Below are 26750 nucleotides of genomic sequence, written 5' to 3' on the forward strand. Positions count from 1 at the left end.
GCGATGCCCCAACTTACCTGGATCCTGTTCGCGGTCGTTGCGACGACCTTTCTGGTTGTGCCTGGCCGGTCGAAGCGCAAGGTCCTGTCCTATGCCCTCGCCCATGGCAAGAAGAGTGCCTTCGCCACCATACCCGGCGTGGCCCTCGGCTCCATGTTCGCGGCAGCCTCGACACTGGCACTGTGCTGGGCCGTGATTTCCGTGTCTCAGACGGCTTTCACCGTCCTGCAATGGATCGGGCTCGCCTGCCTCCTGCTTTTCAGCCTCGGCCTCTCCCGCGCCCCTGCTGGCAGCGAACCGATCGCCGACAACGATAATCTGCCGGAAGAAAAGCCGCTGCGAGTCATCGCGCATTGTTTCCAGAGCGAGTCCCGCGACCCGCGTGCCAGCCTGGTGGTGGCCGCACTTCTGCCGCAATTCCTGACGCCTGCGAGCCCCTTTTTGGCCCAGGCGGTTACCCTTGGAAGCATCTTCGTCCTTCTTTCGGCCCTGACCTGCCTGCCCTATGCGCTGTTCGCCGAGCGCCTCCGGAAAACCATCAAAAAACATGCAGTTCGCAGAACGGTAAACCGCTCGGGCGGCACCGTCCTGATCGCGGCCAAGGCGGTCACGGCTGGCTATCGGAAGATCGCGGCTTGAGGAATTGCCCACATCCGGGACACGCGCTGGCGTAAGCTTGCCGCAATGTCGGGCATAGACTAAGAATTGGAAACGGACCGCCGGCTGATTTGCCGGTGACGTCGAGTGCGTCTCGTAATGGATAGTGGCATGATCGTCAGAACAGACCGCAGCATCGCTCTTTGCATGGCTGCTTCAATCCTGGCTGGGCTGGGCGGATGCACCGCGATCGACGAAAGCGTGAAGGCGGATCTCGCCGCCGCACCGGTCGCCAATCCAAAATCGCCGGAAATGCTCGCTGCGACCGCGGCCGAAGCCGCGATGAACGGCACAGCCGCCACGGCGATGACACCTGACGAACTTGCAGCGGCAAATCCCGGCCCCGCGCCAGTCATCCCGGGCACCGAGACTGCCGCGCCGATCCCTTCGCTCAAGGCATCCGCCCTGTCGCCGGCAGCACCCCAGACGGCTGCGACCGATGCCCTGGCCATGATGACCACGCCCGAACAGTCTGCGAACGGCGCCCAGCAGATGACCGCTGCGGCAGCCTCCACCGAAGCGACACTCGCACCACCCGGCGTTACACCAGCTGCGACCGCCGCATCCACGACCGCGACCACGGAACAAAAGCCGTTGGTTCTGGCCTATGCCGCACCACTGCGCACGACGGCCCTGACCAGCTTCGGCGACCCCTTCGACACGACCCCACCCGGCGAACCGCCTGTGCTCGATCCCCAGCGCAAGCCGGAAACCGTCGGACCGACGCGACTGAATGCACTGATCGAGAAGTATTCGCGGGTTTACGAGATTCCTGTCGATCTCGTGCACCGGGTCGTGCACCGCGAAAGCCGCTATAACCCCGCCGCCTACAGCAAGGGCAATTACGGCCTGATGCAGATCCGTTACAACACGGCCAAGGCCATGGGATACAGCGGTCCGGCAGACGGTCTTTTCGACGCGGAAACCAACATCAAGTATGCGGTGAAGTATTTGAAGGGCGCCTGGGTCGTCGCAGACAATGACCACGATCAGGCTGTCCGCCTCTACGCTCGCGGCTATTATTACGATGCGAAGCGAAAGGGCCTCCTGCACCTCGTGCAGTAACGGCACCGGCCCGCGTCAGCGCAGGGCCGCCCTTACAGCCTCGACCAGTCTTTGGGGCCTGTATTCCAACCGCCGCGGCGTCAGCCCCAGTCTCACGACGACCAACCGCTCCGACGGGATGACGGCGATCGACTGGCCGTCATGTCCGAGCATCCAGACAGTGTCCTCCGGCAAGCCAAAATCGTTATCCGCGCCTTGCGGACCGTTCTGCCAGGCCTGCGCCCTCGTGTAGGCGCCGTCAGACGTCTCGCTGGGTTCGGTGATACGCGCCACAAAGGCAGGATCGAGAAGCTGCCGGCCTGCCCAATTGCCGCTCTCGGCGATCAGCAGGCCGAACCGCGCCCAATCCCGTGCTGTCGCATAGAGGTAGGAACTGCCAACGAAGGTTCCCGCCTGATCCGGCTCCAGCACGGCGCTGCGCATCCCGAGGGCATCGAAGAGTGCCCGTCGCGGAAACGCCAGCGCCTCTGCCTGGTCCGCAAAGCGCGACATCCAGTAGCGGGAGATGAGCACGGTTTCTCCCGAGGAATAGTTGAAGCGCGTCCCTGGGGGCGCCTCCGAGGGCAGCGACGCGACATAGGCGCCCATGTCCGGCTCGAGATAGAGCATGCGGGTAACGTCGGTCACATCGCCATAGTTTTCGTTGAAGCGCAGGCCGCTTTGCATGGCGAGCAGATCAGCAAGCGCGATCTCGCGGCGAGCATCCCCGGACCATTCGGGGAAAAGTGCGCGCGCCTCAAGGTCGATGCGCCCTTCCCCCTGCAGCAGCCCCAGCAAGGCCGCTGTGACCGTCTTCGTCATCGACCAGCCGAGCAGCGGCGTCCGCTCGTTGAAGCCAGGGCCATAAGCCTCGCCAACGATTTGCCCGTCTTTCACGACCACGACGGCGCGGGCGGAAGCGCCGAGCAGATCGGCATCACCCAGAACGTCCGCGAGATCCGGATCCGGGGTAGGAACGGCCTCACCTTCCGGCCAGGCAAGGGCCTCGTCGGCCGGCACAGCCTCCGAGACCGGGGCAGCCAAACGACGCGCCAGGCCGATATCCGCTTCTGCCACAACTGCGCAGCCGAGGCCGGTGCGGTAGACTGCATGGGCCGGCGCGACGATCCCGAGCATGGCCGCACGCACCAGGCCGCCTTCCAGATCCACGTCTACACCGACCAGCTTCAACAGGGGATGCCCCGGCGCCTGGACATCGTCACGCAGCACCTCGTCAGCATCGCGGCCGGCGATGAAGACGTTGGAGCAGACGATCTTGGCAGCGTAACCGGTTCCGACCCTTAGAAGATCCGGAGGAGAGACGAGGACAACACCGATACCGACCGCCACGAGGGCAACCAGCGCCACCGTCAGTCTAAGGCCCCATTTGATCGCTCGTTGCATCCGCCCGTCTCCTCACATTCCGGCTACCCAAGCAGGAAAGGATGACAGGCGAAAGAGACGGATGGCAGGCAGGGGAGGTTTTCCCATGCCCTTTCAAGGAGTGGCGGACGCGACGGGCCGAGGCAGCCGCGCCTGCAGATAGCCCAGAGCCTCTGCGGCGGCAAAAGGCTTGGAGAAGAGGAAACCCTGTGCCTCACCAATGCCGAGCAGTTTGATGAAGTCGAGCTGGTTCTTCGTCTCGATGCCCTCGATCGTCGTGCTGATCTGGAAGGTTTCGGACAGCTTGTGCATCAGGTCGACCAGCTTGGCACCCTGGCTCGTCTCCAGCATCTGGCAGGCGAAGGAACGGTCGATCTTGAGCTCGTCGAGCGGGAACAGCCTCAGATTGTTGATCGAGGAGAAGCCGGTGCCGAAATCGTCGAGCGCAATGCGCACACCACCCGACCGGAGTTCGGCGAGACACCGGCAGACAAGGTCGATATCGATGGAAAACACGGCTTCCGTGACCTCGATCGTCAGGCGTTCGGGTGCAAGCCCGGTCTCGACCAGGCAATCGAGGATATGCGTGACGAAATACGGATCCTTGAACTGATCACCGGAGACATTGACGCTGACCCCCGTCGGGGCCGGCCAGGTTGCAGCTGCGGCACATGCCTGTTGCACGACCCATTTTCCAATGACCTGTATGATGCCGGTCTTTTCCGCCAATGGAATGAACACGTCCGGCGTGATTAGGCCGCGCCGCGGATGATGCCAGCGCAATAGCGCCTCGAGCGACCGGACATCACCATTCTCGACCGCTACGATCGGCTGGTATTCGAGATAGAATTCGCCGTCCACGAAGCCACGCGACAGATCGCGTTCCAGTTCCAACGCCTCCATCACCTCGCATGCGAGCTTCTCGTCATGGAAGGCGTGGCTCGGCCCGAAGACTTCCTTCGCGCCATAGAGGGCGAGGTCGGCACGGTGCAGGGCGGATGAAATATCCTTGTCCTGTGCCGTCATCAGCGTCGCACCGATGCTGACGCCCGCCAGCACCCGCCCGTGGGCGAGTTCGAACGGCTGCGCCAATGCATGTTCGATCTCCAGACAGACGAACTCCGCAACGGCCCGCTGCGTCACCTTTGGCAACACCACGGCAAACTCGTCGGCGCCATGCCGGAAGAGTTGCGCCTCCTCACCGGCTGCCCGGCGCAGGCGCTCGGCGACCGCGACGAGCAAGGCATCCCCTGCCGCATGACCGAGCGTGTCGTTCACATATTTGAAGCGGTCGAGATCGATCAGCAGCAGCGCACCGCGAGACGGACGCCCCAAGGAAGCGAGCGCCTGCCGTGTACCAAGTCCGGTCAATCGATCGACTTGCGAGGCGACGGCAAGCTCCGATGCTCCGCCCTCGAGCCGGCGGATACGCTCACGCAGGAGTGCATCCCAGGCCGCTAGTCGCCAGCCAACCGCAGCGCCCACCAGCGGCAGGCTGGACGCTGCGAGAATTGACCAATCACCGAGCAAAACTGTGGATAGGGCGGTGAATCCGCTCTCGGAAACGTCAGGCAATGCAATCGCCACGGCTCCGCCCACAAGCCCGGCAAGACTGTAACGCAGCCGTCTGCCGAGCGGGATTTCACTTAACATCATGTTAAACACCCCTAAAATAACTGAGGACAATTTGTGTGAAATGCATTGATATTCGGTTACCGCCGACGGCTCCGCACGTCATCAAACTGTAGCACGCGATAGCTACACGCCGTGAAACGCAAAGGACGGCGGATCGACATGACAGACATTGCACCTGATGCCGGATTTCATGGAAACGAGAAGCTGAAGGACGCCCTGCTGCAGCATGCGCCCTTGTCGGCGGCAGGCCTTTCCGAGCGCCTCTTCGGTCTTCTGTTCTCCGGACTCGTCTACGCCCAGATCTGGGAGGATCCTGACGTCGACATGGAGGCCATGGATCTGCACGAAGGGGACCGCATCGTCACCATCGGCTCGGGCGGCTGCAACATGCTTGCCTATCTGAGCCGACGTCCGGCCTCGATCGATGTGGTCGATCTCAATCCGAACCACGTGGCCCTCAACCGTCTCAAGCTCGCGGCCTTTCGCCACCTGCCGGATCACGCCTCGGTCCGCCGCCTGCTCGCAGAACAGGGCACAGCGACCAACGTTCGCATGTACGACCGTCATGTTGCACCCAATCTTGACACGGCGACACGAAACTACTGGGAGACGAGGGGCCTGAGCGGACGTCGGCGCATCTCCGTCTTCAACCGCAATATCTACCGCACTGGCCTGCTCGGCCGATTCATTGCCATTGGCCACCTGATCGCCCGCATCCATGGCGTGCGTCTGGAAGAGCTGGCAGAGACCCGTTCGCTGCGCGAACAGCGCCTGTTCTTCGACAGCCGCATCGCACCCCTCTTCGACAAGACGTTGATCCGCTGGCTGACCCGCCGCAAGAGCTCGCTCTTCGGCCTCGGGATCCCGCCACAGCAATATGACGAGCTTGCCTCGCTGGCAGACGACGGCACGATCGCGCCCGTCTTGCGCCATCGCCTCGAAAAGCTGTGTTGCCACTTCCTGCTCCGCGACAATTATTTTGCCTGGCAAGCCTTCATGCGCCGCTATCCGAAGCCGGAGGAAGGCATTCTCCCGACCTATTTGCACGAGAGCCACTATCCGGCGATCCGCCAATCGGTTGATCGTGTGACGGTCCATCATGCGAACTTCACCGAATTGCTGGCGAACAAGCCGGCAGGCAGTGTCGATCGCTATGTCCTGCTGGATGCCCAGGACTGGATGACCGAGCAACAACTGAACGCACTTTGGACGGAGATCACCCGAACGGCCTCGGACGGCGCCCGTGTGATCTTCCGCACGGCCGCCGAAGACTCCATCCTGACCGGCAAGCTCGCACCAGCCCTCCTCGACCAGTGGAACTATCAGGCTGACCGCTCGCAGGCGCTTAACCGGCAGGATCGTTCCGCGATCTATGGCGGCTTCCATCTCTACGAGAAGCGCCCGGCATGAACGACGGACCTGTAGTTCTCAACCAGGCCGGATCGCGGGAGCATGCAGAAAGCATGGACCGGTTGTACCGTTACCAACGGCACATCTACGACCTGACCCGCAAGTACTACCTGCTCGGTCGCGACCGCATGATTGCCGGCCTCGACATGCCGCCCAAGGCTTCACTGCTTGAAATCGGCTGCGGCACGGGCCGCAATCTCGTGCTTGCGCGGCACCATTACCCGACTGCCCTGCTCTTCGGCCTCGACATCTCGGCAGAGATGCTGGCGACCGCCAGAGCGAAATTCTCAGCCGATATCCATCCACCAGAATTGCAGGTCGCCGATGCCACGGCCTTCTGCGCCAGCGACTTCCGGCGCGACGGTTTCGACCGTGTGATCATCTCCTATGCCCTGTCGATGATCCCCGACTGGCAGGCAGCCATCGATCGCGCGATCGAGGCGCTGGCCCCGGATGGGTCGCTGCACATTGTCGACTTCGGCCAGCAGGAACGGCTGCCCGGATGGTTCCGCACGACGCTGCAGGCTTGGCTCACCCGCTTTCACGTGACGCCACGCCCGAACCTTCGGGATGTCCTGGAACAGCGCGCGGCCGCTCATGGCCTGCAGCTCAGCTTCGAGCCCCTTTGGCGCGGTTATGCCTGGCGCGCCGTCTTGAAGCGCTGAAGTTTCCCTGCACGCGCAAGATTGCATATAACGCGATATTAACCATGATGGACGCAGGGTGGTGGACGATCTCCCACGTCTCGTCTTCGTTGCACCGCCTGGGGGCATGTAATTTCAATTCTCAGCCGACGGACCCTGCATGCGGTGGCTCTCTGCACTTCTTCTTCCCCTCTGCATGGCTGTCACGGCCTGTACCTCAGGGTCCTATGACCTGATGGAGACGGCGTCCGTCTCCCCGCGCTTCCACGACACCGATCCCCAGCATTTTGATGGCAAGACACCGCACCGCCACGAAGTGCACGGCATCGACGTGTCGAAGTGGAACGGCGACATCGACTGGCGGCAGGTCAAGAAGTCTGGCGTTTCCTTCGTCTTCATCAAGGCGACGGAGGGCGGTGACAGGCTCGATCCGCGCTTCCACGACTACTGGCAGGGCGCTCGTGCCGCCGGTATTCCGCATGCGCCCTACCATTTTTATTATTTCTGCTCCACGGCTGACGACCAAGCGGACTGGTTCATCCGCAATGTGCCGCGCGAAGCGAATCTGCTGCCGCCCGTGCTGGATGTCGAATGGAACCCGAGTTCCCCGACATGCCGCCTGCGGCCGGATGCCGCCACCGTGCGCAGCGAAATGCAGCGCTTCATGCAGCGCATCGAAGCGCATTACGGCAAGCGCCCCATCATCTACACCTCGGTCGACTTCCACCGGGAAAATCTCGAAGGCGCCTTCAAGGATCACCATTTCTGGGTCCGGGCCGTCGCCCAGCATCCGACCGAGATCTATCCCGACCGCCGCTGGGCCTTCTGGCAATACACCTCGACCGGCGTCGTTCCGGGCATTCGCGGCGGAACCGATATCAACGTCTTTGCGGGAAGCCAGAAGAACTGGCAGAATTGGGTCGCAACCGTCTCGAAATGATCGCAAACGATCTGTAGAGGCTCCGCAGAACCTGCCATCCGTGGCCGGCATGACGGCGCGGGGCTGAAAGGCCGGCGCGCGCAAACCCTCGAAGGACCGATTGATGAATAAAGCCCTGCGTCATACGCTCCCCCTCGCCCTCCTGCTCGCTTCGACCGGCCTCGTGCAGGCCCAGCAGCAATGCGGCGGTGACCTCGCGACTTTTCTGGAAGGCGTCCAGACGGAAGCGATCGCAGCGGGCACCCCGCCGGAGATTGCCGCAAGAGCACTGGCCGGCGCCGCCATCGACCAGAAGGTTCTCTCCCGCGACCGCTCGCAGGGCGTCTTCCGCCAGACCTTTCTCGAATTCTCCGGTCGCACTGTCAGCCAGGCCCGGCTCGACATCGGTCGTCAGAAGATCAAGCAGTTTGCCGATGTTTTCGCCCGCGCCGAACAGGAATACGGCGTCCCGGCTGGAGTGATCGCGGCCTTCTGGGCCATGGAGACCGACTTTGGCGCCGTCCAGGGTGATTTCAACACCCGCAATGCCCTCGTCACTCTCGCCCATGACTGCCGCCGGCCAGAACTCTTCCGGCCGCAGCTCCTCTCCCTGATCAAGATGGTCGAGCACGGCGACCTTGACCCCGCCAGCAATACCGGTGCCTGGGCCGGTGAGATCGGCCAGGTGCAGATGCTGCCCAAGGACATCATCGAATTCGGCATAGATGGCGATGGCGACGGCCACGTGAACGTCAAGCAGAGCAGCCCAGACGCGATCCTGACGGCCGCCAAGTTCATTCAGCATCTCGGCTTCAAGCGCGGCGAGCCCTGGATCCAGGAAGTTACGATCCCGGAGACCCTTCCCTTCGATAAATCCGGCCTCGGCGGCGCGATGACCGCAGGTGAATGGTTTGCACTGGGCGTTCAGCCACGCGACGGCGACACCGGCTTCTCCGCCCTCCCCGCGTCGCTGGTGCTGCCGCAAGGCCGCAAGGGTCCGGCCTTCATCACCTATCCGAACTTCAACATCTACCTCGAATGGAACCAATCCTTCATCTACACGACCTCGGCCGCCTATTTTGCCACCCGCTTCGGCGGTGCGCCGGCCTATCAGAAGGGCAACCCTGAACCGGGCCTCGACGTCGATCAGATGGCAGCATTGCAGACGAAGCTGCAGGGGCTCGGCCACGACGTGGGAAAGATCGACGGCATCCTCGGAGCCGGAACCCGGGTCGCGGTGCAAAAGGAGCAGCAGCGGGTTGGCATTCCCGCCGACGGCTGGCCGACGCCGGCACTCCTCAACGCACTCTGAATCACAGGGTCAGCATGGTTTTTGGCCGGGGTGGCACTGCTGCCCCGGCCTTTTCTTTGGCGGTAGCGAGCGCGACACGCGAAAGACACCCGGCAAGATCACTTTTGCACAGCCCCGAAGCCTCACGGATATTAAACTTCATTAACACCCCGAGATCGACGCCAAACATTTGATCCAGAATGCTTATCAAACTAGTCTCATATTCAGATACTCGTCGCTTTCCGCAGCGCAACACCGATTAGCCCTTGCATAGACACAAATCAGACATAATATCTAACAGTCAACGCGAGGAGGCACACATGGGACTGACCAATTCTATCAATGTCCTGATCGTAGGTGCAGCGTTTGTTTTCGTAGCCACGATGCTGTTCATCTGACACAGGTCGAATGAACCAACGCCCATGGCTTGGCCGAACCAGGCCTCTCCAGAATTCATAAATTCAAAACATCAAAAGGCGCATGACGGTTACCGTCATGCGCCTTTTCTGCAGGAAGCGACAACACAGCTCAGGCGGCAGCGCCCGATACGTTTTCTGCCTTTGCCGAGAAGCCGAGACGGTCGAGGGTCGCAATCGTGAGCGGAGCCCTGTTCATCGTGTAGATATGGAAGTCCTGCAAGCCGCGCCGCGAAAGGTCCGCGATCTGCTCGGCCGCAATGTCGGCGGCAATTGCGGCCCGTGCCCGCGGATCTCCGTCCGAGCCCTCAAAGCGGGCATCCAGGAAGGAGGGAATGCTTGCACCACACATCGCCGCAAAACGCTTGAGCTGGGTCAGGTTCTGGATCGGCATGATGCCGGGCACGATCGGTATGGTGATTCCGGCCGCGCGGACCCGTTCGAGGTAGCGTTCGAAAATGTCGTTGTCGAAGAAAAACTGCGTCAGCGCACGCGTTGCCCCGGCATCGACCTTCTGCTTCAGCATGTCGAGATCGACTACATCATTCTCGCTCTCGGGATGCCGTTCCGGATAGGCCGAGACGGAAATCTCGAAGTCGCCCATATCGCGAAGGCCTGCCACGAGATCGGCGGCATTGGCGAAGCCTCCCGGATGCGGCGCATATCGACTGCCGACACCGCCCTGCGGGTCGCCGCGAAGCGCCACGAAATGGCGAACTCCGGCCGCCTGGAATTCCTCGACGACTGCCCGCACTTCCTCGCGCGTCGCAGCGACGCAAGTCAGGTGCGACGCGGTGGAAAGCGGCGTATCGGCAATGAGGCGCTTGACGGTCGCAAGCGTCGGCTCCCGCGTGGTGCCGCCTGCCCCATAGGTCACGGAGACGAAATCCGGCTGGTAGGCCTGCAGTGCTTCTACCGTCTGCCAGAGCTGCGCGTCCATATCAGGAGATTTGGGCGGGAAGAACTCGAAGGAGATCCTGAGGTCAGAGGTCTTGGCGATCGGCCGCTCGGTCTTCGTCATCTATCTGCTCCCGGTCAAGGCAAGTGGTTGGTCCTGGGGTGTGTCTGCGACGGCGGCCATGCGCCGGGCGAGCCAGATCGTCACGGTCAGCCCGCGTCCGGCAGCACTCTCCGGCGGCAGGTCGATCACGTTTTCGACGGACAGGCCCTGCCGTCCGAGCCACTCGGCCATGACGGCATGCGAGAAGCCGAGACGCACATGGGCATGTTCATCGCGCAGATATTCGTGCACATGGGCCGCGAGATCGATGATTGCGAGGCGGCCGCCGACCTTGAGCATGCGCGCGGCTTCGGCAAGCGCCAGCTCCGGTTCTTCAAGGAAGTGCAATACCTGGTGGATGGTGACGAGATCATAATCCCCGGCATCGAGCGGCAGGTTCAGGATGTCGCCATGACGGACGCTCGCCGACAGAATACCTTCCTTGTCGAGGTTGGAGCGGGCGACGGCCAGCATGTCCCGGCTGGCATCAATACCGATCGCTCGACGAAAGCGCGGCGCCAACAGCTGTAGAATGCGGCCGGTCCCCGTGCCGAGATCCAGCATGGCTTCGACCGGTTCCGTGCCGACGATCTGCAACAGTGCGGCCTCGACATCGGCGTCGTTCACATGCAGACGGCGCAGCTCGTCCCATTCCGAGGCGTTGCGGCTGAAATAGGCCTGCGCCTTTTCGGCTCTCGCCCGCTTGACGGCGGTAAGCCGGTCACGGTCGCGCTGCAAGACGGGATCGCTGTCTTCGGCAGCGTCGAGAAGGATGCGTATGAGTGCGGCCCCGGCGCCGTCCTGCTTCAGGCGAAAATAGGCCCAGGCCCCTTCCTGATAGCGGTCGATCAGATCCGCTTCAGCCAGCAGTTTCAGGTGCCGGGAGATTCGGGGCTGCGATTGCCCGAGAATTTCGGTAAGATCGGTCACCGTGAGATCGCCGGACGACAGAAGCATCAGCAAACGAAGCCGCGTCGGCTCCCCGGCCGCCTTCAGCACATCCACAAGAGTATCAACGCCCAATCTCATCAGCACCACCGCAATAACGACATAAAGATATCTTTATGTCTCATTGGCGCCGGATGCAAGTCAAAACTTGTCGGCAACGTGGATTGCGGTCAGCAAAAAGGGCCGGCACCTTTCGGCCCGGCCCTCTTTGGGTATTGAAGCTTATGCCTCAGCGCGTCAGGCGCTTGTAGGACTGGCTGCCCGGATTAAGCGCATCGGGGCCAAGCCGACGGATCTTGTCCTGCTCGTAATCCTCGAAGTTGCCCTCGAACCATTCGACATGGCCGTCACCTTCGAAGGCGAGGATATGCGTCGCCAGACGGTCGAGGAACATGCGATCATGGCTGATGATGATGGCGCAGCCGGCAAAATTCTCGAGCGCCGTTTCGAGCGCGCCGAGCGTTTCGGTATCCAGGTCGTTGGTCGGTTCGTCGAGCAGCAACACATTGCCGCCGGCCTTCAGCATCTTGGCCAAATGCACGCGGTTGCGCTGACCACCGGAGAGATTGCCGACCTTCTGTTGCTGGTCGCCGCCCTTGAAGTTGAAGGCGCCGCAATAGGCGCGGGAGTTCATGTCGAACTTGCCAAGCTTGATGACTTCGGCACCGCCCGAGATTTCCTCCCAGACGGTCTTCGAACCGTCCAGCGCATCGCGACTCTGGTCGACATAGCCGAGATGCACAGTCTCACCAACGCGGATCGAGCCGGCATCAGGCTTTTCCTGGCCGGTGATCATTTTGAACAGCGTCGACTTGCCGGCACCGTTCGGGCCGATGATGCCGACGATGCCACCCGGCGGCAGCTTGATCGAGAGATCGTTGATCAGCGTGCGGCCTTCAAAGCCCTTGGTGATTCCGTCGAGCTCGATGACCACCTGGCCGAGACGTTCGGAGACCGGGATGATGATCTGCGCATCGCCCGGACGGATGCCTTCGGCGGCATCCACCAGCTGTTCATAGGCCTTGATACGCGCCTTGGACTTTGCCTGGCGGGCCTTCGGGCTGGAGGCGATCCATTCCTGCTCGCGTGAAATGGCCTTCTGGCGGCCGGCATCTTCTCGGGATTCCTGCTGCATGCGCTTGGCCTTCGCCTGCAGGTAAGCCGAGTAGTTGCCCTCGTAGGGAATGCCGCGGCCGCGGTCGAGCTCGAGGATCCAGCCCGTGACGTTGTCGAGGAAGTAGCGATCGTGGGTGATCATCATGACGGCGCCGGGATAGTCGCGCAGGTGCTTTTCGAGCCAGGCGATCGTCTCGGCATCCAGATGGTTGGTCGGTTCGTCGAGCAGCAGCAGGTCCGGCTGCGAGAGCAGCAGGCGGCAGAGCGCGATACGGCGGCGTTCACCACCCGACAGCAGCGTGACGTCGGCATCCTTCGGCGGGCATCGCAGAGCTTCCATCGCCATTTCGACCTGCTGTTCCAGATCCCAGAGGTTCTGGCTGTCGATGATGTCCTGGAGCTTGGAGCCCTCTTCCGCCGTCTCGTCGGAATAGTTCATCATCAGTTCGTTGTAGCGGTCGAGCACGGCCTGCTTGTCGGCCACACCTTCCATGACGTTTTCGAAAGCATTCTTCGCCGGATCGAGATGAGGTTCCTGCTCCAGGTAACCCACAGTCGCACCTTCGGCGAGCCAGGCTTCGCCCGTATATTCCTTGTCCTGCCCGGCGATGATACGCAGCACGGTGGACTTACCGGCCCCGTTCGGGCCGAGAATGCCGATCTTGGCATCGGGATAGAACGAGAGATGGATGTTCTCGAGAATCTTCTTGGCGCCGTAGGACTTGCTGAGTCCCGACATGTGATAGATGAACTGGCGTGCCATGGGGTCTTGCTCCGGCGGAAATGGGAATTTGCCGCTATGTAGGCGAATTGCGCCGAGGGAGCAATGCAGGGAGGCGGCAATCGACGGAAAATACCGGAGATCTGGCCTCTGCCCCCTTCTGACGGATCGACCGCACCTTCAGTCAACCGACGCGCAACGAACAAGATGCATCTCCACCATTTGAGGAAGCCGGAGAACACCAGTCTTGCACAAGGGGTCGAGATATCCTCCTATCGCGCCAAGGGAGAACCGAATGTTTTCAGACCTGAATTTTCACCAGTCACCGACCGGCGCCCGTCTCGCCTATCATCATCAACAGTCTGAGACTGCCCCGCGTGGCATCGTCATCGTCTGTCATGGCCTTGCAGAACATTCCCGCCGCTACCGGGCATTTGCCGAAGCGCTGGCTGCGCACGGCTATCACGTCTACGCCCATGACCATCGCGGCCATGGCGAGACCACGGCTGCGGACGCAAGCCTTGGGCTTTTTGCGCGCAAGAACGGCTATGCCAAGGCCATCGACGACGTGGTTGCGATGCGAGATCTCGCGAGCAGCGCGCATCCCGGGCTGCCGATCATACTATTCGGCCATTCCATGGGTGGCCTGATCGCGCTGAATGTGGCGATTGAGAACCCTCAGGCCTTCCACGCGCTGTCGATCTGGAACTCCAATTTCAATCCCGGCCTTGCGGGGCGCTTCGCCCAGGGCGTCCTTTATCTCGAACAGATGCTGAAGGGCTCGGATGTCCCGTCGCTGGTCCTGCCGAAGGCAACCTTTGCTGCCTGGGGCCGCGCCATCCCGGGTCACCGCACGGCCTTCGACTGGCTGTCGCATGATCCGAAAGAGGTGGACGCCTATATTGCCGACCCCCTCTGCGGCTTCGACGCCAGTGTCTCGATGTGGCGCGACATTTTCCGCTTCACCTTTGCCGGAGCCGACGCGGAACGCCTTGCCCGACTGCCACAGCGGCTTCCGGTCTATCTCGTCGGTGGCGCCGAGGATCCTGCGACCAACAAGGGCCGCGAGATCCGCTGGCTCGGCCAGCGCATGCTGGATGCCGGCATGACGGATGTCGATGCCACTGTCTATGAAGGCATGCGCCACGAGACGCTGAACGAGATCGGCCGTGAAAAAGCTGTTGGCGATTTTCTGACATGGCTCGGCAGTCTCTCCCCCTGACAGGCGATCTCTTGCCGAAACGGAATGATGCCATGAGAGAATATCAGGTGCGGAGACTAAAAACCGGCACTATAGCTCAACTGACAGCAGTTCTTGTCATGGCAAACGATCCGAGAGCGTCGGATCCGCAGGCTTGACGACAGCTCACAGGATCGCGCATGACCGCCAAACCCTCCGCCCCGTCACCGCTTGCCGGCATCCGCGTGATCGAACTCGCCCGTGTGCTCGCCGGCCCCTGGGCGGGCCAGATGCTGGCCGATCTCGGGGCCGACGTGATCAAGGTGGAAAACCCAGACGGCGGCGATGACACCCGCGCCTGGGGTCCCCCCTTCGTGACGGGCGACGATGGCGAAAACCTTTCGGCCGCTTATTACCATTCGACCAACCGCAACAAGCGCTCGATAGCCATCGATCTGAAAACGCCGGAAGGCCAGGACATCGTCCGCCGTCTCTGCGCTTCCGCTGATGTCGTCATCGAGAACTTCAAGCGCGGCGGTCTTGAGAAATATGGCCTCGACTACGAGAGCCTGAAAGCCGTCAACCCGAAGCTCGTCTATTGCTCGATCACAGGCTTCGGCCAGAACGGCCCCTATGCCGATTTCGCCGGCTATGACTACATCGTCCAGGGCATGTCCGGCTTCATGTCGATTACGGGCGAAAAGGACGGAGAACCGATGAAGGCGGGCGTTGCCATCGCCGACATCTTCACCGGTATCTATGCCGTAACCGCGATCCAGGCCGCCATCATTCACGTGATGAAATCAGGCCAAGGCCAATTCGTCGATATGGCGCTGCTCGACGTGATGTCGGCCGTACTCGCCAACCAGAACATGAATTATCTGATCTCGGGCAAGCCGCCGACGCGGCTCGGCAATGCCCATCCCAATATCAGCCCCTATGAAGTGGTCCCCACCGCCGACGGTCACCTGATCCTCGCCGTCGGGAATGACGGGCAGTTCAGGCGTCTCTGCACGATTCTGGGCATCCCGGCGATCGCCGAAGACGAGCGCTTTGCCACCAACAAGGCCCGCGTCGCCCACAAGGTCGATGTCCGCGCGACCGTCACCGCCGAGACAGTAAAGTGGCAGAAGCGCGACTTGCTTACCGCCTGTGAGGCGAATGCGGTGCCGGCCGGGCCGATCAACTCGATCGAGGAAATGTTCGCCGATCCTCAGATACAGGCGCGCGGCCTAAAGATCGACCTCGCCGACGACAAGGGCACTGCGATCCCGAGCGTGCGCACGCCGATCGTGCTCTCCGAGACCCCCCTGCGCTACGAGCGCCCGAGCCCGCGTATCGGCGAGCACGGCGAAGAAATCCTGGCCGAACTGGCCGAGCTGGAAAGGAAGACGCAATGAAGAGAACCGGCGGAGCGCTGATCGTCGAAGCACTCAAGGCAAATGGCGTCGAGCGCGTTTCCTGCGTTCCCGGCGAAAGTTATCTCGCCGTGCTCGACGCGCTGAAAGACAGCGGCATCGAGACGCTGGTCTGCCGCCAGGAAGGCGGCGCCGCAATGATGGCGGACACCTGGGGCCGCCTCACCGGCAAGCCCGGGATCTGTATGGTGACGCGCGGTCCGGGCGCCACCAACGCTTCTGCCGGCCTGCATGTCGCAAAACAGGATTCGATCCCGATGATCCTCTTCATCGGTCAGATCGGTCGTGACATGAAGGAGCGAGAAGCCTTCCAGGAAGTCGAGTATCGCCGTGCCTTTACCGAATTCGCCAAATGGGTCGGCGAGATCGATGATGCCCGCCGCATCCCGGAATTCGTCACCCGGGCCTTTGCCGTCGCAACCTCAGGTCGCCCCGGCCCGGTCGTCCTGACACTGCCCGAGGACATGCTGCTCGACGAGGTCGATGCCCCGCAGGCCAAGGCTTACACCCCGGTCGAGGCGCATCCCGGTCCCAGCCAGATCGCCGCCCTCGGCGAGATGCTGAAAACCGCCAAGCGCCCCATGGTCGTGCTCGGCGGCACCCGCTGGAGCGAGGCCTCCGTCGCCGGCATCCAGGCCTTTGCGGAAAAGTTCAAGCTGCCGGTCGGCTGCTCCTTCCGTCGCCAGATGCTCTTCGACCACCTGCATCCGTCATATGCCGGCGATGTCGGCATCGGCATCAACCCGGCGCTGGCGAAAGAAGTGAAGGAAGCCGACCTGCTGATCCTGCTCGGCAGCCGCTTCTCCGAAATGCCCTCCTCCTCCTACACGCTGATGGACATCCCCTACCCGGCGCAAAAACTCGTTCACGTGCACCCGGACCCGTCCGAACTCGGCCGCGTCTACCGCGCCGATCTTGCCATCTGTGCCGCACCCGACGAGTTCGTCTCAGCCCTCGCCAGCCTTGATGCGCCCACGGCTCCGGTCTGGGCCGACCGCACCGAGGCCATGCATGCCGCATACCTCGCCTGGTCGACCCCGCCGAAGGCGAGTCCTGGCACGGTGCAGATGGGCGAGATCATGGAGTGGATCGAGGACAACACGGCGAAGGACACAGTCTTCACCAATGGCGCTGGCAACTATGCCACCTGGCTGCACCGTTTCCACCGCTTCCAGGCCTTCAACACCCAGGCCGCCCCCACCTCAGGCTCGATGGGCTACGGCCTGCCGGCGGCCGTCGCTGCCAAGCAGCTCTTTCCCGAGCGCGAAGTCGTCTGCTTTGCCGGTGACGGCTGCTTCATGATGCATGGCCAGGAATTTGCGACCGCCATGCGCTACAACCTGCCGATCATCACGCTCGTGATCAACAACGGCATCTATGGCACGATCCGCATGCACCAGGAGCGTGAATATCCCGGTCGGGTCAGCGCCACCGACCTGACCAATCCCGACTTCGCGGCCCTTGCCAGGGCCTATGGCGGCCACGGCGAAACCGTCGAGAAAACGGAAGACTTCGCCCCCGCCTTCCTGCGCGCCCGGGCGAGCGGAAAGCCTGCGATCATTGAGATCAAACTTGATCCGGAAGCGATCACGCCGACGCGCACCTTGACTCAAATTCGCAACAGGGCGTGACAGACCATTGAACTGCAAAGAGAAAAGGCCGGGATCGCTCCCGGCCTTTTCGTATTATGATTTGCGCTGAAGATCAGAGAGCAGCCGTGACGATGAACTCGACCAGATAGTCAGGCGTCGCGAGCGGCGCGCCACTGGTGGCACGGGCCGGCGGGTTGGCCGGGTCGACCCAGCCTTCCCAGACGGCGTTCATCTCGGCGAAGGTCGACATGTCGGAGAGATAGATGATCGTCTGCAGGATCTTCGACTTGTCCGAACCGGCAGCGGCCAGCAGGCGGTCGACTTCTGCAAGCGCCGACTTCGACTGTTCGGTGACAGTCGAGCCCTCACCCACCTGGCCGGCGAGATAGACGGTATTGCCGTGAACGACCGCGCCGCTCATGCGCTTGCCGGGTTCGATACGCTTGATGCTCATGGGAAATCTCCTGCTTGAGGCTGGTTTGAAAAACGAACGGGCCGGACGCGATGGCCCGGCCACGGGTAATGGAGATGAAAGGTCAGCCCCGCTGGCGCTGCGCGTGCTCGTAGGTCGCAGTCGAACGCGCACCGGAACGGCAATAGCCAAGCATGGGCCGTGCGAAGTCATCGAGCGCATCCACCATGCCTGCAACCGCATCCGGCGTGACACCCATCGGGCCCACAGGCACATGCGCGATCTTCAGCCCGAGTTCTTCCGCGCGCTTGGCGACGGCTGCGAATTCCGGCTGGCCCATTTCCTCGCCATCCGGACGATGGCAAACGATCGACTTGAAGCCGAGCGCCTTGATCTCGTCGACCTCCTCGACCGTGATCTGGCCACTAACCGAATATTCCTCGTTGATCTGGCGGATGTTCATCGGGGCTCCTCGTCAATTCCGTGGGCCAAACATCTACGACGGGCATCCGTGACCGTCAATGCGGCCGGCCATGCAGTGCCACCTCAAACGAAGGAAAACGCCAGCCCATAGTCGCGACTGTCGCCCGGCTGCAAAATGTCGAATTCGCCGCCCGCCTCCAGGTCGGCACGATCGGCCAATCGATGCGAGACCGGCTCGATCCCGAGCACATGGGCCGGCGCCTTCTGATTTCGCCAAACTTGCAGATGTGGCAGCGTATCCGTCCGGAACCGCACTTTCAGCCGCTTTCCGCCGATCACCGCGATTGGACCGAGCCTCAACTCCGCCCAGCCGCCATGCCCAGCCGGCACGCAGAAAATGCCGCCATCCCCCTCGCCGAAGGCCCAGGCAAGCCCGCCGCTGTCCAGCATCGCCCCCTCGAGGCGCGTACCGGCATCGAAGTGCTTCGCACCAAGGTTCATGTGATACATGAGGAATGTCGGAAAAGCCGTATCGCCGACATTGACCACCGTGTCGGCGAGTTGCACCTCGCCGCTCTCGCCCTTGAGCCGCCACTGCCGCCGCAGTTGCGCCCTTCCGCCGGCGGCAAGCTCCACATCGACGACCGCCCGGGCCAGGCAATCATCCCCGTCCATCGCGATGTCGATCGAATGAGCCGGATTCGCGGACAAGGAGCCATGCAGCGGGTAAAAAGTATCAGCCCCGGCCACCGGCGCGCGGTGGCGAATATGATCCGGCCCGCAGGTGAAGAGGAAACCTTCGAGCGAATGGTCGATCCGCGGATCGCCGTCATCGGGGATCGCCCGCCCGGGAGCGAGATCGATACCGTCCACCACGCAAGACCCGATATCGAACACCGAGCCTTCGTCGAGGGATAGACGCGGTCCCCTGGGACCGGAAAACATGATCATGCAATAGGTTCCTCGGCCTGTCGCTGCGGAGCTCGGAGATGGCCGATCAAGATGAGATCTTCAAGGCCGACGAGTCCGCTGTCGAGCGAGGACAGATAATCGCTGTTCACACTGCGCTCAAGCCAGCGTTGAAAGGCCGCGGCTTCTTCGGTCAGCCGCTCGAATCTCTGCTGGCCATCAGACGTCAGCGTCAACAGTTCGAATCGACGGTCCGACCGGTCTTTCCGACGCATCAGGTAACCCTTGTCTTCCAGAACCTTCACCGCTCGGCTGATCTTGGTCTTGGAAAGGCCGGAATGACCGGAGATCGCCTTTGCCGTCGTGGGACTGCGCTCACCGAGCGACCAGAGAACCTGCCATTCCGACCAGGACAGCTCGTCTTCCGGGCCACAGAACTGTGTGAAGCCATTATCGACGCTCTCGGCCACGCGCAGCAGCCTGAACGGCATGAAGGCCTCCATCCTCAGTCGTTCCTGCATTTCCCCCCCTCGAACCGGTGATGCTGCCCTGCATCGACGCCGGTTCTTCTCGTCCGCCCCCACAGCGAGTTAACTCAATATTCATTATGAATTCACCTTTTCCACATTAGTGTCAAATTTCTCGCGTTTGTCGCCGATTCAGACGAGGAAACCGCATCGTGTTCGACTTCAGGAATTCTGGCTTGGTATTGGCGGTTTTGACCGCCGCTCCATTTGCATTGACGCCCCCCGCCTGGGCGCAATCCGTCTATGGCGATCGCAACTCGCACACCCTGCTGATCTCGCCGGAAGGCGATATTCTCGACTATGTGCCGGAAGTTGGCGAAGTCGTCATCAGCCGTGACCGCATGGGCCGCACCGTTCTCATCGACCGGAGAGGTAATATCGTCGCGATCGAAATTCCCGCCGAGAGCTACTACCCGCCCCAGAACCGCGGCGGAAATCGCGGCCTGCCGGGCGTGAACGATCCCTATCAGGATCCCTGGGCTGCCCCGCGCGGCTGGGACGACGACGTCACCACCGCCTCGATCCCCGATGCGATGCCGGGTGACCAGGTGCCGATCGACCAGATGCCGCAGGACATGCCCTATGGCGGTCCGGACCTGCCTCTTCCTGCGGACAACACTCCTGCGCGAACCGTGACACCGGACATCCCGGTGAAGAGCAACCTGTCACGACTGGAGATCACGGCGCTTCAGGTCTTTCTCGATCGCGAAGGCGTGTCGCCCGGCGTGATCGACGGCAAGATGGGCCAGAACGTCAACAAGGCAATCGTGGCCTGGGAGCAGATTACCGGCGAAACGCTCGACCCGAACAATGCCGAGGATATCCTGGAGCGCCTGCGCTTGTCCGGCGGCCTCGCGATCAACAACTACACGATCACGGCCGGCGACGCAGCAGGCCCCTATGTCGCGTCGATCCCTGATGACTACGCCCACAAGGCGCAACTGCCGGCCCTCTCCTATACCTCGACCGCAGAAATGCTGGCCGAGCGTTTCCACATGGACGAAGACTATCTGCGCGAGTTGAATCCGGGGGTCGACTTCTCGATTCCCGGCACGATCATCAAGGTGGTCGAGCCCGGACCGGCCAAGAAGGGGAATGTTGCCCGGATCGTTGCCAACAAGGGGCTCAAGCAGGTCTTAGCCTATGGCGAGGACGGCAGCCTCGTTGCCGCCTATCCGGCCAGCATCGGCTCAGCCGACACGCCCTCGCCGTCTGGCACGGTGACGATCGAACGCATCGCGCTCAACCCGGGCTACACATACAATCCGAAGGTCAATTTCCAGCAGGGCAACAACACCCAGGTCCTGCAGATTCCGCCGGGTCCCAACGGCCCGGTCGGCACGGTCTGGCTCGCGCTGTCCAAACCCACCTATGGCATCCACGGCACGCCGGAACCGTCGAAGATCGGCCGCACCCAGAGCCATGGCTGTATTCGCCTGACCAACTGGGACGCGACCGAACTTGCCAAGATGGTCAAGGCCGGTGTGACGGTGGAATTCGTCGAGTAGCCGAGAGCAGTTTCGCGTCCTCACGTCTTGCAATTGGACGTCACCCAACCACACAAAAAAGACCGCCGGCATTACCGGCGGTCTTTTTTGGTTTCGGGATTTGAGCGCGATGTCCTCAGGCCGCCGACCGCACCAGCCGGAACAGGCGACGCGGTTCGCTGGAGCGAATGACCTTGACCGGCAGCAGGCACATCACCTCGGAGGCAAACGACTTGGCGTTTTCCTTGGCCTTGTCGAGATTGCTGATCTTCGCTGCATCCATCGAATACAACGTGCCACCACAGTCGAAAATCTCGCGGTAAGCGCTGCGCTCGGCGATCGGCGTGTTGATGACATTGACGCCGCGGGCAGACAGCAGCCCCTTGATGGTCAGGAGTGCCCGTGTGGTCACCATGGAAGTGACGCGGGTCAAGACAACCGAATGCGGGATGACCAGATTTCCGGCTTCTTCCATCAGCTTGATCAGATCGAGGATCTGCGCGCCACCCTTGGCATCCATGGCGCAGCCTTGAACGGGGATCATCACGTGGTCGGAAAGTCCGATCGCTGTGGTGACCATGGCGTCACGCGCACCGGCGAGATCCATAATGATGTAGTCGCTCGTGCGGGAAAGCTCGCGGATATGCCCCTGGAGCGAGGCGATGGTCACTTCGGAAACGATCTCGATATTGCCGAGCGGACCGGAGATCTCGAACCACTGGGTGATCCAGCGCTGCGGATCGGCATCAAGGATGGCGACGCGATATCCCTGATGTGCCAGTTCGGTGGCGAGAAGGAGGGCTGCGGTGGTCTTGCCGGCACCACCCTTGGCATTGGCAAAAGAAATGACTGGCATGCTGTTTCCTTGGGAGGTCGGATCCGAGCGGCTCATCGCTCTTTGGCAACCTGCGTCATCGGCGCCTTATGCAGTCATCATGCCGTAAACATGGTTAACAAACCGGAAACACACAACCAACACCCCTCCCCCCATAATGGGGAGAAGCGACGGAAAAGCCTAGTATATTCGCAGATAGGAATGCGCCGGACCAAGGCCTGGATCAGCCACGCAGCGGTGTGCAGGCTCCAACATATCGCGGCTCGATTCGGCCTGCCTTCAGGTCGACCAGCAAGGGGATGGTCGGATCCGGCCCACCGATTCCAGCCTCGAAGGCGGCGCGGTCGATCTTCACCATGCGGCCGCTTGCGAGAATGCTGACGAGCGTCTTCTTGTCGACCATAGCGAGGCTCACCTTCGACTTGCAGAACTGCTTGCCCTCCTTGCCAGAGAGAACCCAGCCCAAGGCACCGGATTTCGCCTGGCTCATCTTGCCGACGGCATAGCCCTTCTTCACCAAGCTCGAAAAGCTCTCCGCCGTTGCGGCACCTGCCTGGAATACGAAGATACCGGCGATCAAACCTGCCAGAGCGACGGACATGGGTGGGCGAAACATCAAAATGCTCCTCTTTCGAAATGGGGGGACTGAAAGGAACCGTACAATGAAAAGGGGCCCCGCCATCGTGTGGCAGAGCCCCGGATTTCCACGCGTTGCTATCAGAAGCAGTCGGCGAAGAGCTGCTTGGTATTCTCAAGCGTCATCTTGACCGGATTGCCCCCGGCGCTCGGATCTTCGATCGCCATGGCGGAGAGTTCGTCGATCCGGTCGTTTGCAATGCCCATGGCGGTCAGGTTGGCCGGCACGTTCAGTTCGGCGCGCAACGCGAGCACGTAGTCGTAGAAACCGTCGAAGCCGCCGGCAATGCCGAGATAGGCGGCAGCCCGCTCGATCCTGTCCTCGATCACATGGCGGTTGAACTTCAGCACGGGTGGCATCACCACCGCATTGGTCATGCCGTGATGCGTGTTGTAGACCGCGCCGATCGGATGCGAGAGCGCGTGGATCGCACCAAGCCCCTTCTGGAAGGCAGTGGCACCCATGGCCGCTGCCGACATCATGTTGGTGCGGGCCTCGATGTCGGTGCCGTCGTGATAGGCGCGCGGCAGGAACTCCTTGACCAGCCGCATGCCTTCGAGCGCGATGCCCTGGCTCATGGGGTGGTAGAAGGGCGAGGAATAGGCTTCGAGGCAATGCGCAAATGCGTCCATGCCGGTGCCGGCCGTGATCATTTTCGGCATGCCGACCGTCAGTTCCGGGTCGCAGATGACGACGCCCGGCAGGAACTTCGGATGGAAGATGATCTTCTTCACATGGGTTTCAGAATTGGTGATGACCGAAGCGCGCCCGACTTCCGACCCGGTCCCGGCGGTGGTCGGCACGGCCACGATCGGCGCGATGGCATCGGAGTTCGCACGCGTCCACCAGTCACCGATATCCTCGAAATCCCAGACCGGCCGCGTCTGGCCAGCCATGAAGGCAACGCACTTGCCAAGGTCGAGGCCCGAGCCGCCGCCAAAGGCGACGACGCCGTCATGGCCGCCGTCCTTGTAGGCCTTGATTCCGGCTTCGAGGTTCTTCTCGTTCGGGTTCGGATCGACATCGGCGAACAACGCGCGGCCGAGGCCGGCCTCTTCAAGGACGTCAAGAGCCGTCTGCGTGATCCCCATGGGTGCCAGGCCCCGGTCGGTGATCAAAAGCGGCTTCTTCATGCCGAGAGACTTGCAGGCGTCCGCCAGTTCCTTGATCCGGCCACGTCCCATCTTGATGGCGGTGGGATAGCTCCAATTGGCGACGATGTTCATTTCGTGACTTTCTTCAGATGGTAGGATTTTGGACGGGTGAGGTTCTGGAAGCCGAGCACGGAGAGCGAACCGCCCTTGCCGGTTTCCTTGACGCCGGTCCAGCAGAGTGCCGGGTCGAGATAGTCGGCCCGGTTCATGAACACGGTACCCGTCTCGATTTCGCGGCCGATGCGGGCAGCCCGTTCCGGGTCCTGCGTCCACAGCGAGGCGGTCAGGCCATAGGGGCTGTCGTTCATCAGGCCGAGAGCTTCCTCATCGCCCTTCACCTTCATGATGCCGACGGCCGGACCAAAGGTCTCGTCCTTCATGAAGGCCATGGAATGATCGACGTTCACGAGAACCTGCGGCATGATATAGGCGCCGCCATCATCGGCCGGGAAGAGCTTGGGATCGACCAGCGCCTTGGCACCCTTGGACACGGCGTCGGCGATCTGCTCGCGCACAACCTTGGCGAAACGCTTGTTGGCCATCGGCCCCAGAGTGGTTTCAGGATCGAGCGGATTTCCAAGCTTGTAGTTCGATACCCAGGCAACCGACTTCTCCACGAATGCGTCGTAGAGGCTTTCATGCACATAGATGCGCTCGATGCCGCAGCAGCACTGGCCGGAATTGTAGGTGGCGCCGTCCATCAGCGTGTCGACGGCCGCGTCGAGATCGGCATCTTCCATCACGTAACCCGGATCCTTGCCGCCAAGCTCAAGCCCGAGACCTGCAAAGGTTCCGGCAGCCGCCCGCTCGATCGAACGCCCGCCTTCGACCGAACCGGTGAAGTTGATGAAGTTGAAATTGCCGGCGGCAATCAGCGCCGAGGTCGTCTGGTGGTCAAGGAAGAGGTTGATGAAGACATCATCGGGAACACCAGCCTCGACGAAGGCCCGGACCATGCGCTCGCCGACCAGCAGGGTCTGCGTCGCATGCTTGATGACGACGGTGTTGCCGGCCATCAGCGCCGGCGCGATCGTGTTGATCGCGGTCATGTAGGGATAGTTCCAGGGAGCGATGACGAAGACGACACCATGCGGCTCGCGTTCGATCCGACGCTCGAAATTGTTGCTGGCTTCCACGACCAGCGGCGCCAGCGCATCTGCGGCAATCGCTGCGACATAATTGGAGCGCTCGTTGAAACCCTTGTATTCGCCGCCATAGCGCACCGGGCGGCCCATCATGTGGGCGAGTTCCGGCACGACTTCATCCGACATCTCGTTGATGCGGGCGACACCCTTCAGAACGAGCTGGACGCGCTCTTCAAGCGGCCTGCGGGCCCAGGCCTTCTGGGCCTTGCGGACGCGGGCGACAGCCTCGGTCGCCGCTTCCAGCGACATGGCGGGACGTTCAGCGTAAACCGATCCATCGATCGGCGAAATGCATTGGATCATGGTCATGATCGTCTTCCTGTTGTTCTAGAACGAGATGACAGCGGCCGCAGCCACTGTCCTTGTTTCAACCCTTACGCCGGGGATCGTGGCGGGCTCAAGGCCGCCTTTGGTCACGCCCGCTCGAACCCGCGCGCAACCTCCCAGTCCGTGATCCGGCGATCATATTCTTCCTGTTCCCACTCCGCTGCGCGAACGTAGTGATCGACCACGTCATCGCCAAAAGCGGCCCGCAGCATGGCCGAGCCGCGAAGCGTCTCTGCCGCCGCCCGCAACGTCCGGGGAATTTCGCGGGCGCCCTGCGCGCCATAGGCATCGCCTGAGAATTCCGGCTCGAGCGCCATCTTCTTCTCGATCCCGTCGATGCCGGCCGCCAGCAGCGCTGCCATGGCCAGATACGGATTGAGGTCCGAGCCCCCGACACGGCACTCGACGCGGATACCCTTGCTCGCCTCGCCGCACAAGCGGTAGCCGGCAGTGCGGTTGTCTTTCGACCAGATCGCCTTCGTCGGCGCAAATGTGCCGGCAACGAAGCGCTTGTAACTATTGATGTAGGGCGCGAGGAAATAGGTGAAATCGCCAGCATGGGCAAGCAATCCGGCCATGTAATGCCGCATCACCTCCGACATTCCGTATTCGCCGTCCTTGTCGAAGAACAATGGCGTCTTGCCGTCGGCAGACCACAGTGACTGGTGGATATGCGAGGAGGAACCAGCGGCGTTGTAGTGCCACTTTGCCAGGAAGGTGATGGCCTTGCCCTTCGACCAGGCAATCTCCTTGCAGCCATTCTTGATGATCACGTGCCGGTCGGCCATGGTGAGCACGTCGGCATAGCGGACATTGATCTCTTCCTGACCGGCGGAGGCCTCCCCCTTGGAATTCTCGACCGGGATGCCCGCACCCTGCAGACCCTTGCGGATCGCACGCATCACGCCCTCTTCCTTGGTGGTCTGGAAGATATGGTAATCCTCGTTGTAGCCAGAGACCATCTTCAGGTCGCGATAGCCGGAAAGCCGCGCCTCGTCATAAGTCTGGTCGAAAAGGAAGAATTCGAGTTCGGTGGCCATGAAGGCCTTCATGCCCATGGCTTCCAGGCGGGCGACCTGCTTCTTCAGGATCGCGCGTGGCGAATGCGGCACTTCGGCATGGGTGGCATGGTCGAGCATGTCGCACAAAACGAGCGCCGTGCCTTCGAGCCAGGGGATGCGACGCAGCGTCGAAAGGTCGGGCTTCATGGTGTAGTCGCCATAGCCCTTTTCCCAGCTCGTTGCCTTGTAGCCGGACACGGTTTCCATCTCCATGTCGGTGGCGAGCAGATAGTTGCAGCTATGGGTTTCCTTCCAGGCGCTCTCGACGAAGAATTCGGCCTGAAAGCGCTTGCCCATCAAACGGCCCTGCATGTCGACCTGACACGCCAGAACCGTGTCGATGCGCCCCTCGGCGACGTCCTTTTTCAGATCTTCGAATGTGTAAGTGGTCATCTCGGTGTTCCCAGGGCGGCGATCGGCGCATGCCTCTTGTGTTTATGGAGGCGACCCGGCCGGAGC

24 protein-coding genes are annotated in these 26750 nt (G+C 61.8%); 10 read left to right on the top strand and 14 right to left on the bottom strand.

What is annotated here, in order from left to right; translation table 11 throughout:
* Positions 1-3: 3 nt before the first annotated feature.
* Positions 4-639: a LysE family translocator gene (locus LJE98_RS19005; protein ID WP_229576836.1), complete on the top strand. Its 636-nt coding sequence runs from the start codon at positions 4-6 to the stop codon at positions 637-639.
* Between the two features lie 129 nt (positions 640-768).
* The gene (locus LJE98_RS19010) at positions 769-1722 is read left to right on the top strand and encodes a transglycosylase SLT domain-containing protein (RefSeq protein ID WP_229576837.1); all 954 of its coding nucleotides are present in this window, start codon (positions 769-771) and stop codon (positions 1720-1722) included.
* A 15-nt stretch (positions 1723-1737) separates the two neighbouring features.
* Here LJE98_RS19010 and LJE98_RS19015 read toward each other — a convergent pair whose 3' ends face one another.
* Both LJE98_RS19015 and LJE98_RS19020 read right to left on the bottom strand, forming a co-directional pair.
* Positions 1738-3105, bottom strand: a complete 1368-nt coding sequence (locus LJE98_RS19015; RefSeq protein ID WP_229576838.1) for a serine hydrolase domain-containing protein — start codon at positions 3103-3105, stop codon at positions 1738-1740.
* Positions 3106-3198: 93 nt separating this feature from the next.
* A complete protein-coding gene (locus LJE98_RS19020) occupies positions 3199-4740 on the bottom strand; it encodes a putative bifunctional diguanylate cyclase/phosphodiesterase (protein ID WP_229576839.1) in 1542 nt (513 codons plus the stop codon).
* 138 nt (positions 4741-4878) lie between these two features.
* Here LJE98_RS19020 and LJE98_RS19025 point away from each other — a divergent pair, with 138 nt between their 5' ends.
* The 4 genes from LJE98_RS19025 to LJE98_RS19040 all read left to right on the top strand — a co-directional run bounded on the left by LJE98_RS19025 (position 4879) and on the right by LJE98_RS19040 (position 9004).
* Positions 4879-6129, top strand: coding sequence for a DUF3419 family protein (locus tag LJE98_RS19025; RefSeq protein ID WP_229576840.1), 1251 nt, complete (start codon positions 4879-4881; stop codon positions 6127-6129).
* Positions 6126-6794: a class I SAM-dependent methyltransferase gene (locus LJE98_RS19030; protein WP_229576841.1), complete on the top strand. Its 669-nt coding sequence runs from the start codon at positions 6126-6128 to the stop codon at positions 6792-6794. The genes LJE98_RS19025 and LJE98_RS19030 overlap by 4 nt, the downstream gene beginning before the upstream one ends.
* A gap of 139 nt (positions 6795-6933) precedes the next feature.
* The gene (locus tag LJE98_RS19035) at positions 6934-7713 is read left to right on the top strand and encodes a glycoside hydrolase family 25 protein (protein ID WP_229576842.1); all 780 of its coding nucleotides are present in this window, start codon (positions 6934-6936) and stop codon (positions 7711-7713) included.
* Between the two features lie 103 nt (positions 7714-7816).
* On the top strand, positions 7817-9004 hold the full coding sequence (locus LJE98_RS19040) for a lytic murein transglycosylase (protein ID WP_229576843.1): 1188 nt from the start codon (positions 7817-7819) through the stop codon (positions 9002-9004).
* A 507-nt stretch (positions 9005-9511) separates the two neighbouring features.
* On the opposite strand, the gene metF is transcribed toward LJE98_RS19040, so the two are convergent.
* The 3 genes from metF to ettA form a co-directional block, all read right to left on the bottom strand.
* Positions 9512-10420, bottom strand: coding sequence for a methylenetetrahydrofolate reductase [NAD(P)H] (gene metF / locus LJE98_RS19045; RefSeq protein ID WP_229576844.1), 909 nt, complete (start codon positions 10418-10420; stop codon positions 9512-9514).
* Positions 10421-11428, bottom strand: a complete 1008-nt coding sequence (locus LJE98_RS19050; RefSeq protein ID WP_229576845.1) for an ArsR/SmtB family transcription factor — start codon at positions 11426-11428, stop codon at positions 10421-10423.
* A gap of 148 nt (positions 11429-11576) precedes the next feature.
* Positions 11577-13226, bottom strand: coding sequence for an energy-dependent translational throttle protein EttA (gene ettA / locus LJE98_RS19055; protein WP_229576846.1), 1650 nt, complete (start codon positions 13224-13226; stop codon positions 11577-11579).
* A 253-nt stretch (positions 13227-13479) separates the two neighbouring features.
* On the opposite strand from ettA, the gene LJE98_RS19060 reads away from it, so the two are divergent.
* The 3 genes from LJE98_RS19060 to LJE98_RS19070 all read left to right on the top strand — a co-directional run bounded on the left by LJE98_RS19060 (position 13480) and on the right by LJE98_RS19070 (position 17413).
* Positions 13480-14406 carry an alpha/beta hydrolase gene (locus LJE98_RS19060; protein ID WP_229576847.1) on the top strand — a complete coding sequence of 309 codons (927 nt, stop codon included), beginning with the start codon at positions 13480-13482 and terminating at the stop codon, positions 14404-14406.
* 158 nt (positions 14407-14564) lie between these two features.
* Positions 14565-15764 carry a CaiB/BaiF CoA transferase family protein gene (locus LJE98_RS19065; RefSeq protein WP_229576848.1) on the top strand — a complete coding sequence of 400 codons (1200 nt, stop codon included), beginning with the start codon at positions 14565-14567 and terminating at the stop codon, positions 15762-15764.
* A complete protein-coding gene (locus LJE98_RS19070) occupies positions 15761-17413 on the top strand; it encodes a thiamine pyrophosphate-binding protein (RefSeq protein WP_229576849.1) in 1653 nt (550 codons plus the stop codon). Before LJE98_RS19065 ends, LJE98_RS19070 begins: the two co-directional genes overlap by 4 nt.
* Positions 17414-17486: 73 nt before the next feature.
* Here LJE98_RS19070 and LJE98_RS19075 read toward each other — a convergent pair whose 3' ends face one another.
* The 4 genes from LJE98_RS19075 to LJE98_RS19090 all read right to left on the bottom strand — a co-directional run bounded on the left by LJE98_RS19075 (position 17487) and on the right by LJE98_RS19090 (position 19609).
* Entirely contained in the window at positions 17487-17828 is a 342-nt protein-coding gene (locus LJE98_RS19075; RefSeq protein ID WP_229576850.1) for a RidA family protein, read from the bottom strand.
* 82 nt (positions 17829-17910) lie between these two features.
* Positions 17911-18249, bottom strand: coding sequence for a TIGR01244 family sulfur transferase (locus LJE98_RS19080; RefSeq protein WP_229576851.1), 339 nt, complete (start codon positions 18247-18249; stop codon positions 17911-17913).
* Between the two features lie 83 nt (positions 18250-18332).
* The gene (locus LJE98_RS19085) at positions 18333-19160 is read right to left on the bottom strand and encodes a DUF4432 family protein (protein WP_229576852.1); all 828 of its coding nucleotides are present in this window, start codon (positions 19158-19160) and stop codon (positions 18333-18335) included.
* Positions 19157-19609: a MarR family winged helix-turn-helix transcriptional regulator gene (locus LJE98_RS19090; protein ID WP_229576853.1), complete on the bottom strand. Its 453-nt coding sequence runs from the start codon at positions 19607-19609 to the stop codon at positions 19157-19159. Before LJE98_RS19090 ends, LJE98_RS19085 begins: the two co-directional genes overlap by 4 nt.
* A gap of 188 nt (positions 19610-19797) precedes the next feature.
* Here LJE98_RS19090 and LJE98_RS19095 point away from each other — a divergent pair, with 188 nt between their 5' ends.
* Positions 19798-21153, top strand: a complete 1356-nt coding sequence (locus LJE98_RS19095; protein ID WP_229576854.1) for a L,D-transpeptidase — start codon at positions 19798-19800, stop codon at positions 21151-21153.
* 115 nt (positions 21154-21268) lie between these two features.
* Here the strand turns inward: LJE98_RS19095 and LJE98_RS19100 are convergent, their stop codons facing one another.
* From LJE98_RS19100 to LJE98_RS19120, 5 genes are all read right to left on the bottom strand, one after another.
* Positions 21269-21988, bottom strand: a complete 720-nt coding sequence (locus LJE98_RS19100) for a ParA family protein (RefSeq protein WP_229576855.1) — start codon at positions 21986-21988, stop codon at positions 21269-21271.
* Between the two features lie 202 nt (positions 21989-22190).
* Positions 22191-22583, bottom strand: coding sequence for a hypothetical protein (locus LJE98_RS19105; RefSeq protein WP_229576856.1), 393 nt, complete (start codon positions 22581-22583; stop codon positions 22191-22193).
* A 101-nt stretch (positions 22584-22684) separates the two neighbouring features.
* Entirely contained in the window at positions 22685-23830 is a 1146-nt protein-coding gene (locus LJE98_RS19110; RefSeq protein WP_229576857.1) for an iron-containing alcohol dehydrogenase, read from the bottom strand.
* A complete protein-coding gene (locus LJE98_RS19115) occupies positions 23827-25212 on the bottom strand; it encodes an aldehyde dehydrogenase family protein (protein WP_229576858.1) in 1386 nt (461 codons plus the stop codon). The genes LJE98_RS19110 and LJE98_RS19115 overlap by 4 nt, the downstream gene beginning before the upstream one ends.
* Positions 25213-25316: 104 nt before the next feature.
* Positions 25317-26684 carry a glutamine synthetase family protein gene (locus LJE98_RS19120; protein ID WP_229576859.1) on the bottom strand — a complete coding sequence of 456 codons (1368 nt, stop codon included), beginning with the start codon at positions 26682-26684 and terminating at the stop codon, positions 25317-25319.
* Positions 26685-26750: the final 66 nt, after the last annotated feature.

It is taken from the genome of Rhizobium sp. 'Codium 1', from assembly GCF_020889605.1.
Taxonomy (GTDB): domain Bacteria; phylum Pseudomonadota; class Alphaproteobacteria; order Rhizobiales; family Rhizobiaceae; genus Allorhizobium; species Allorhizobium algae.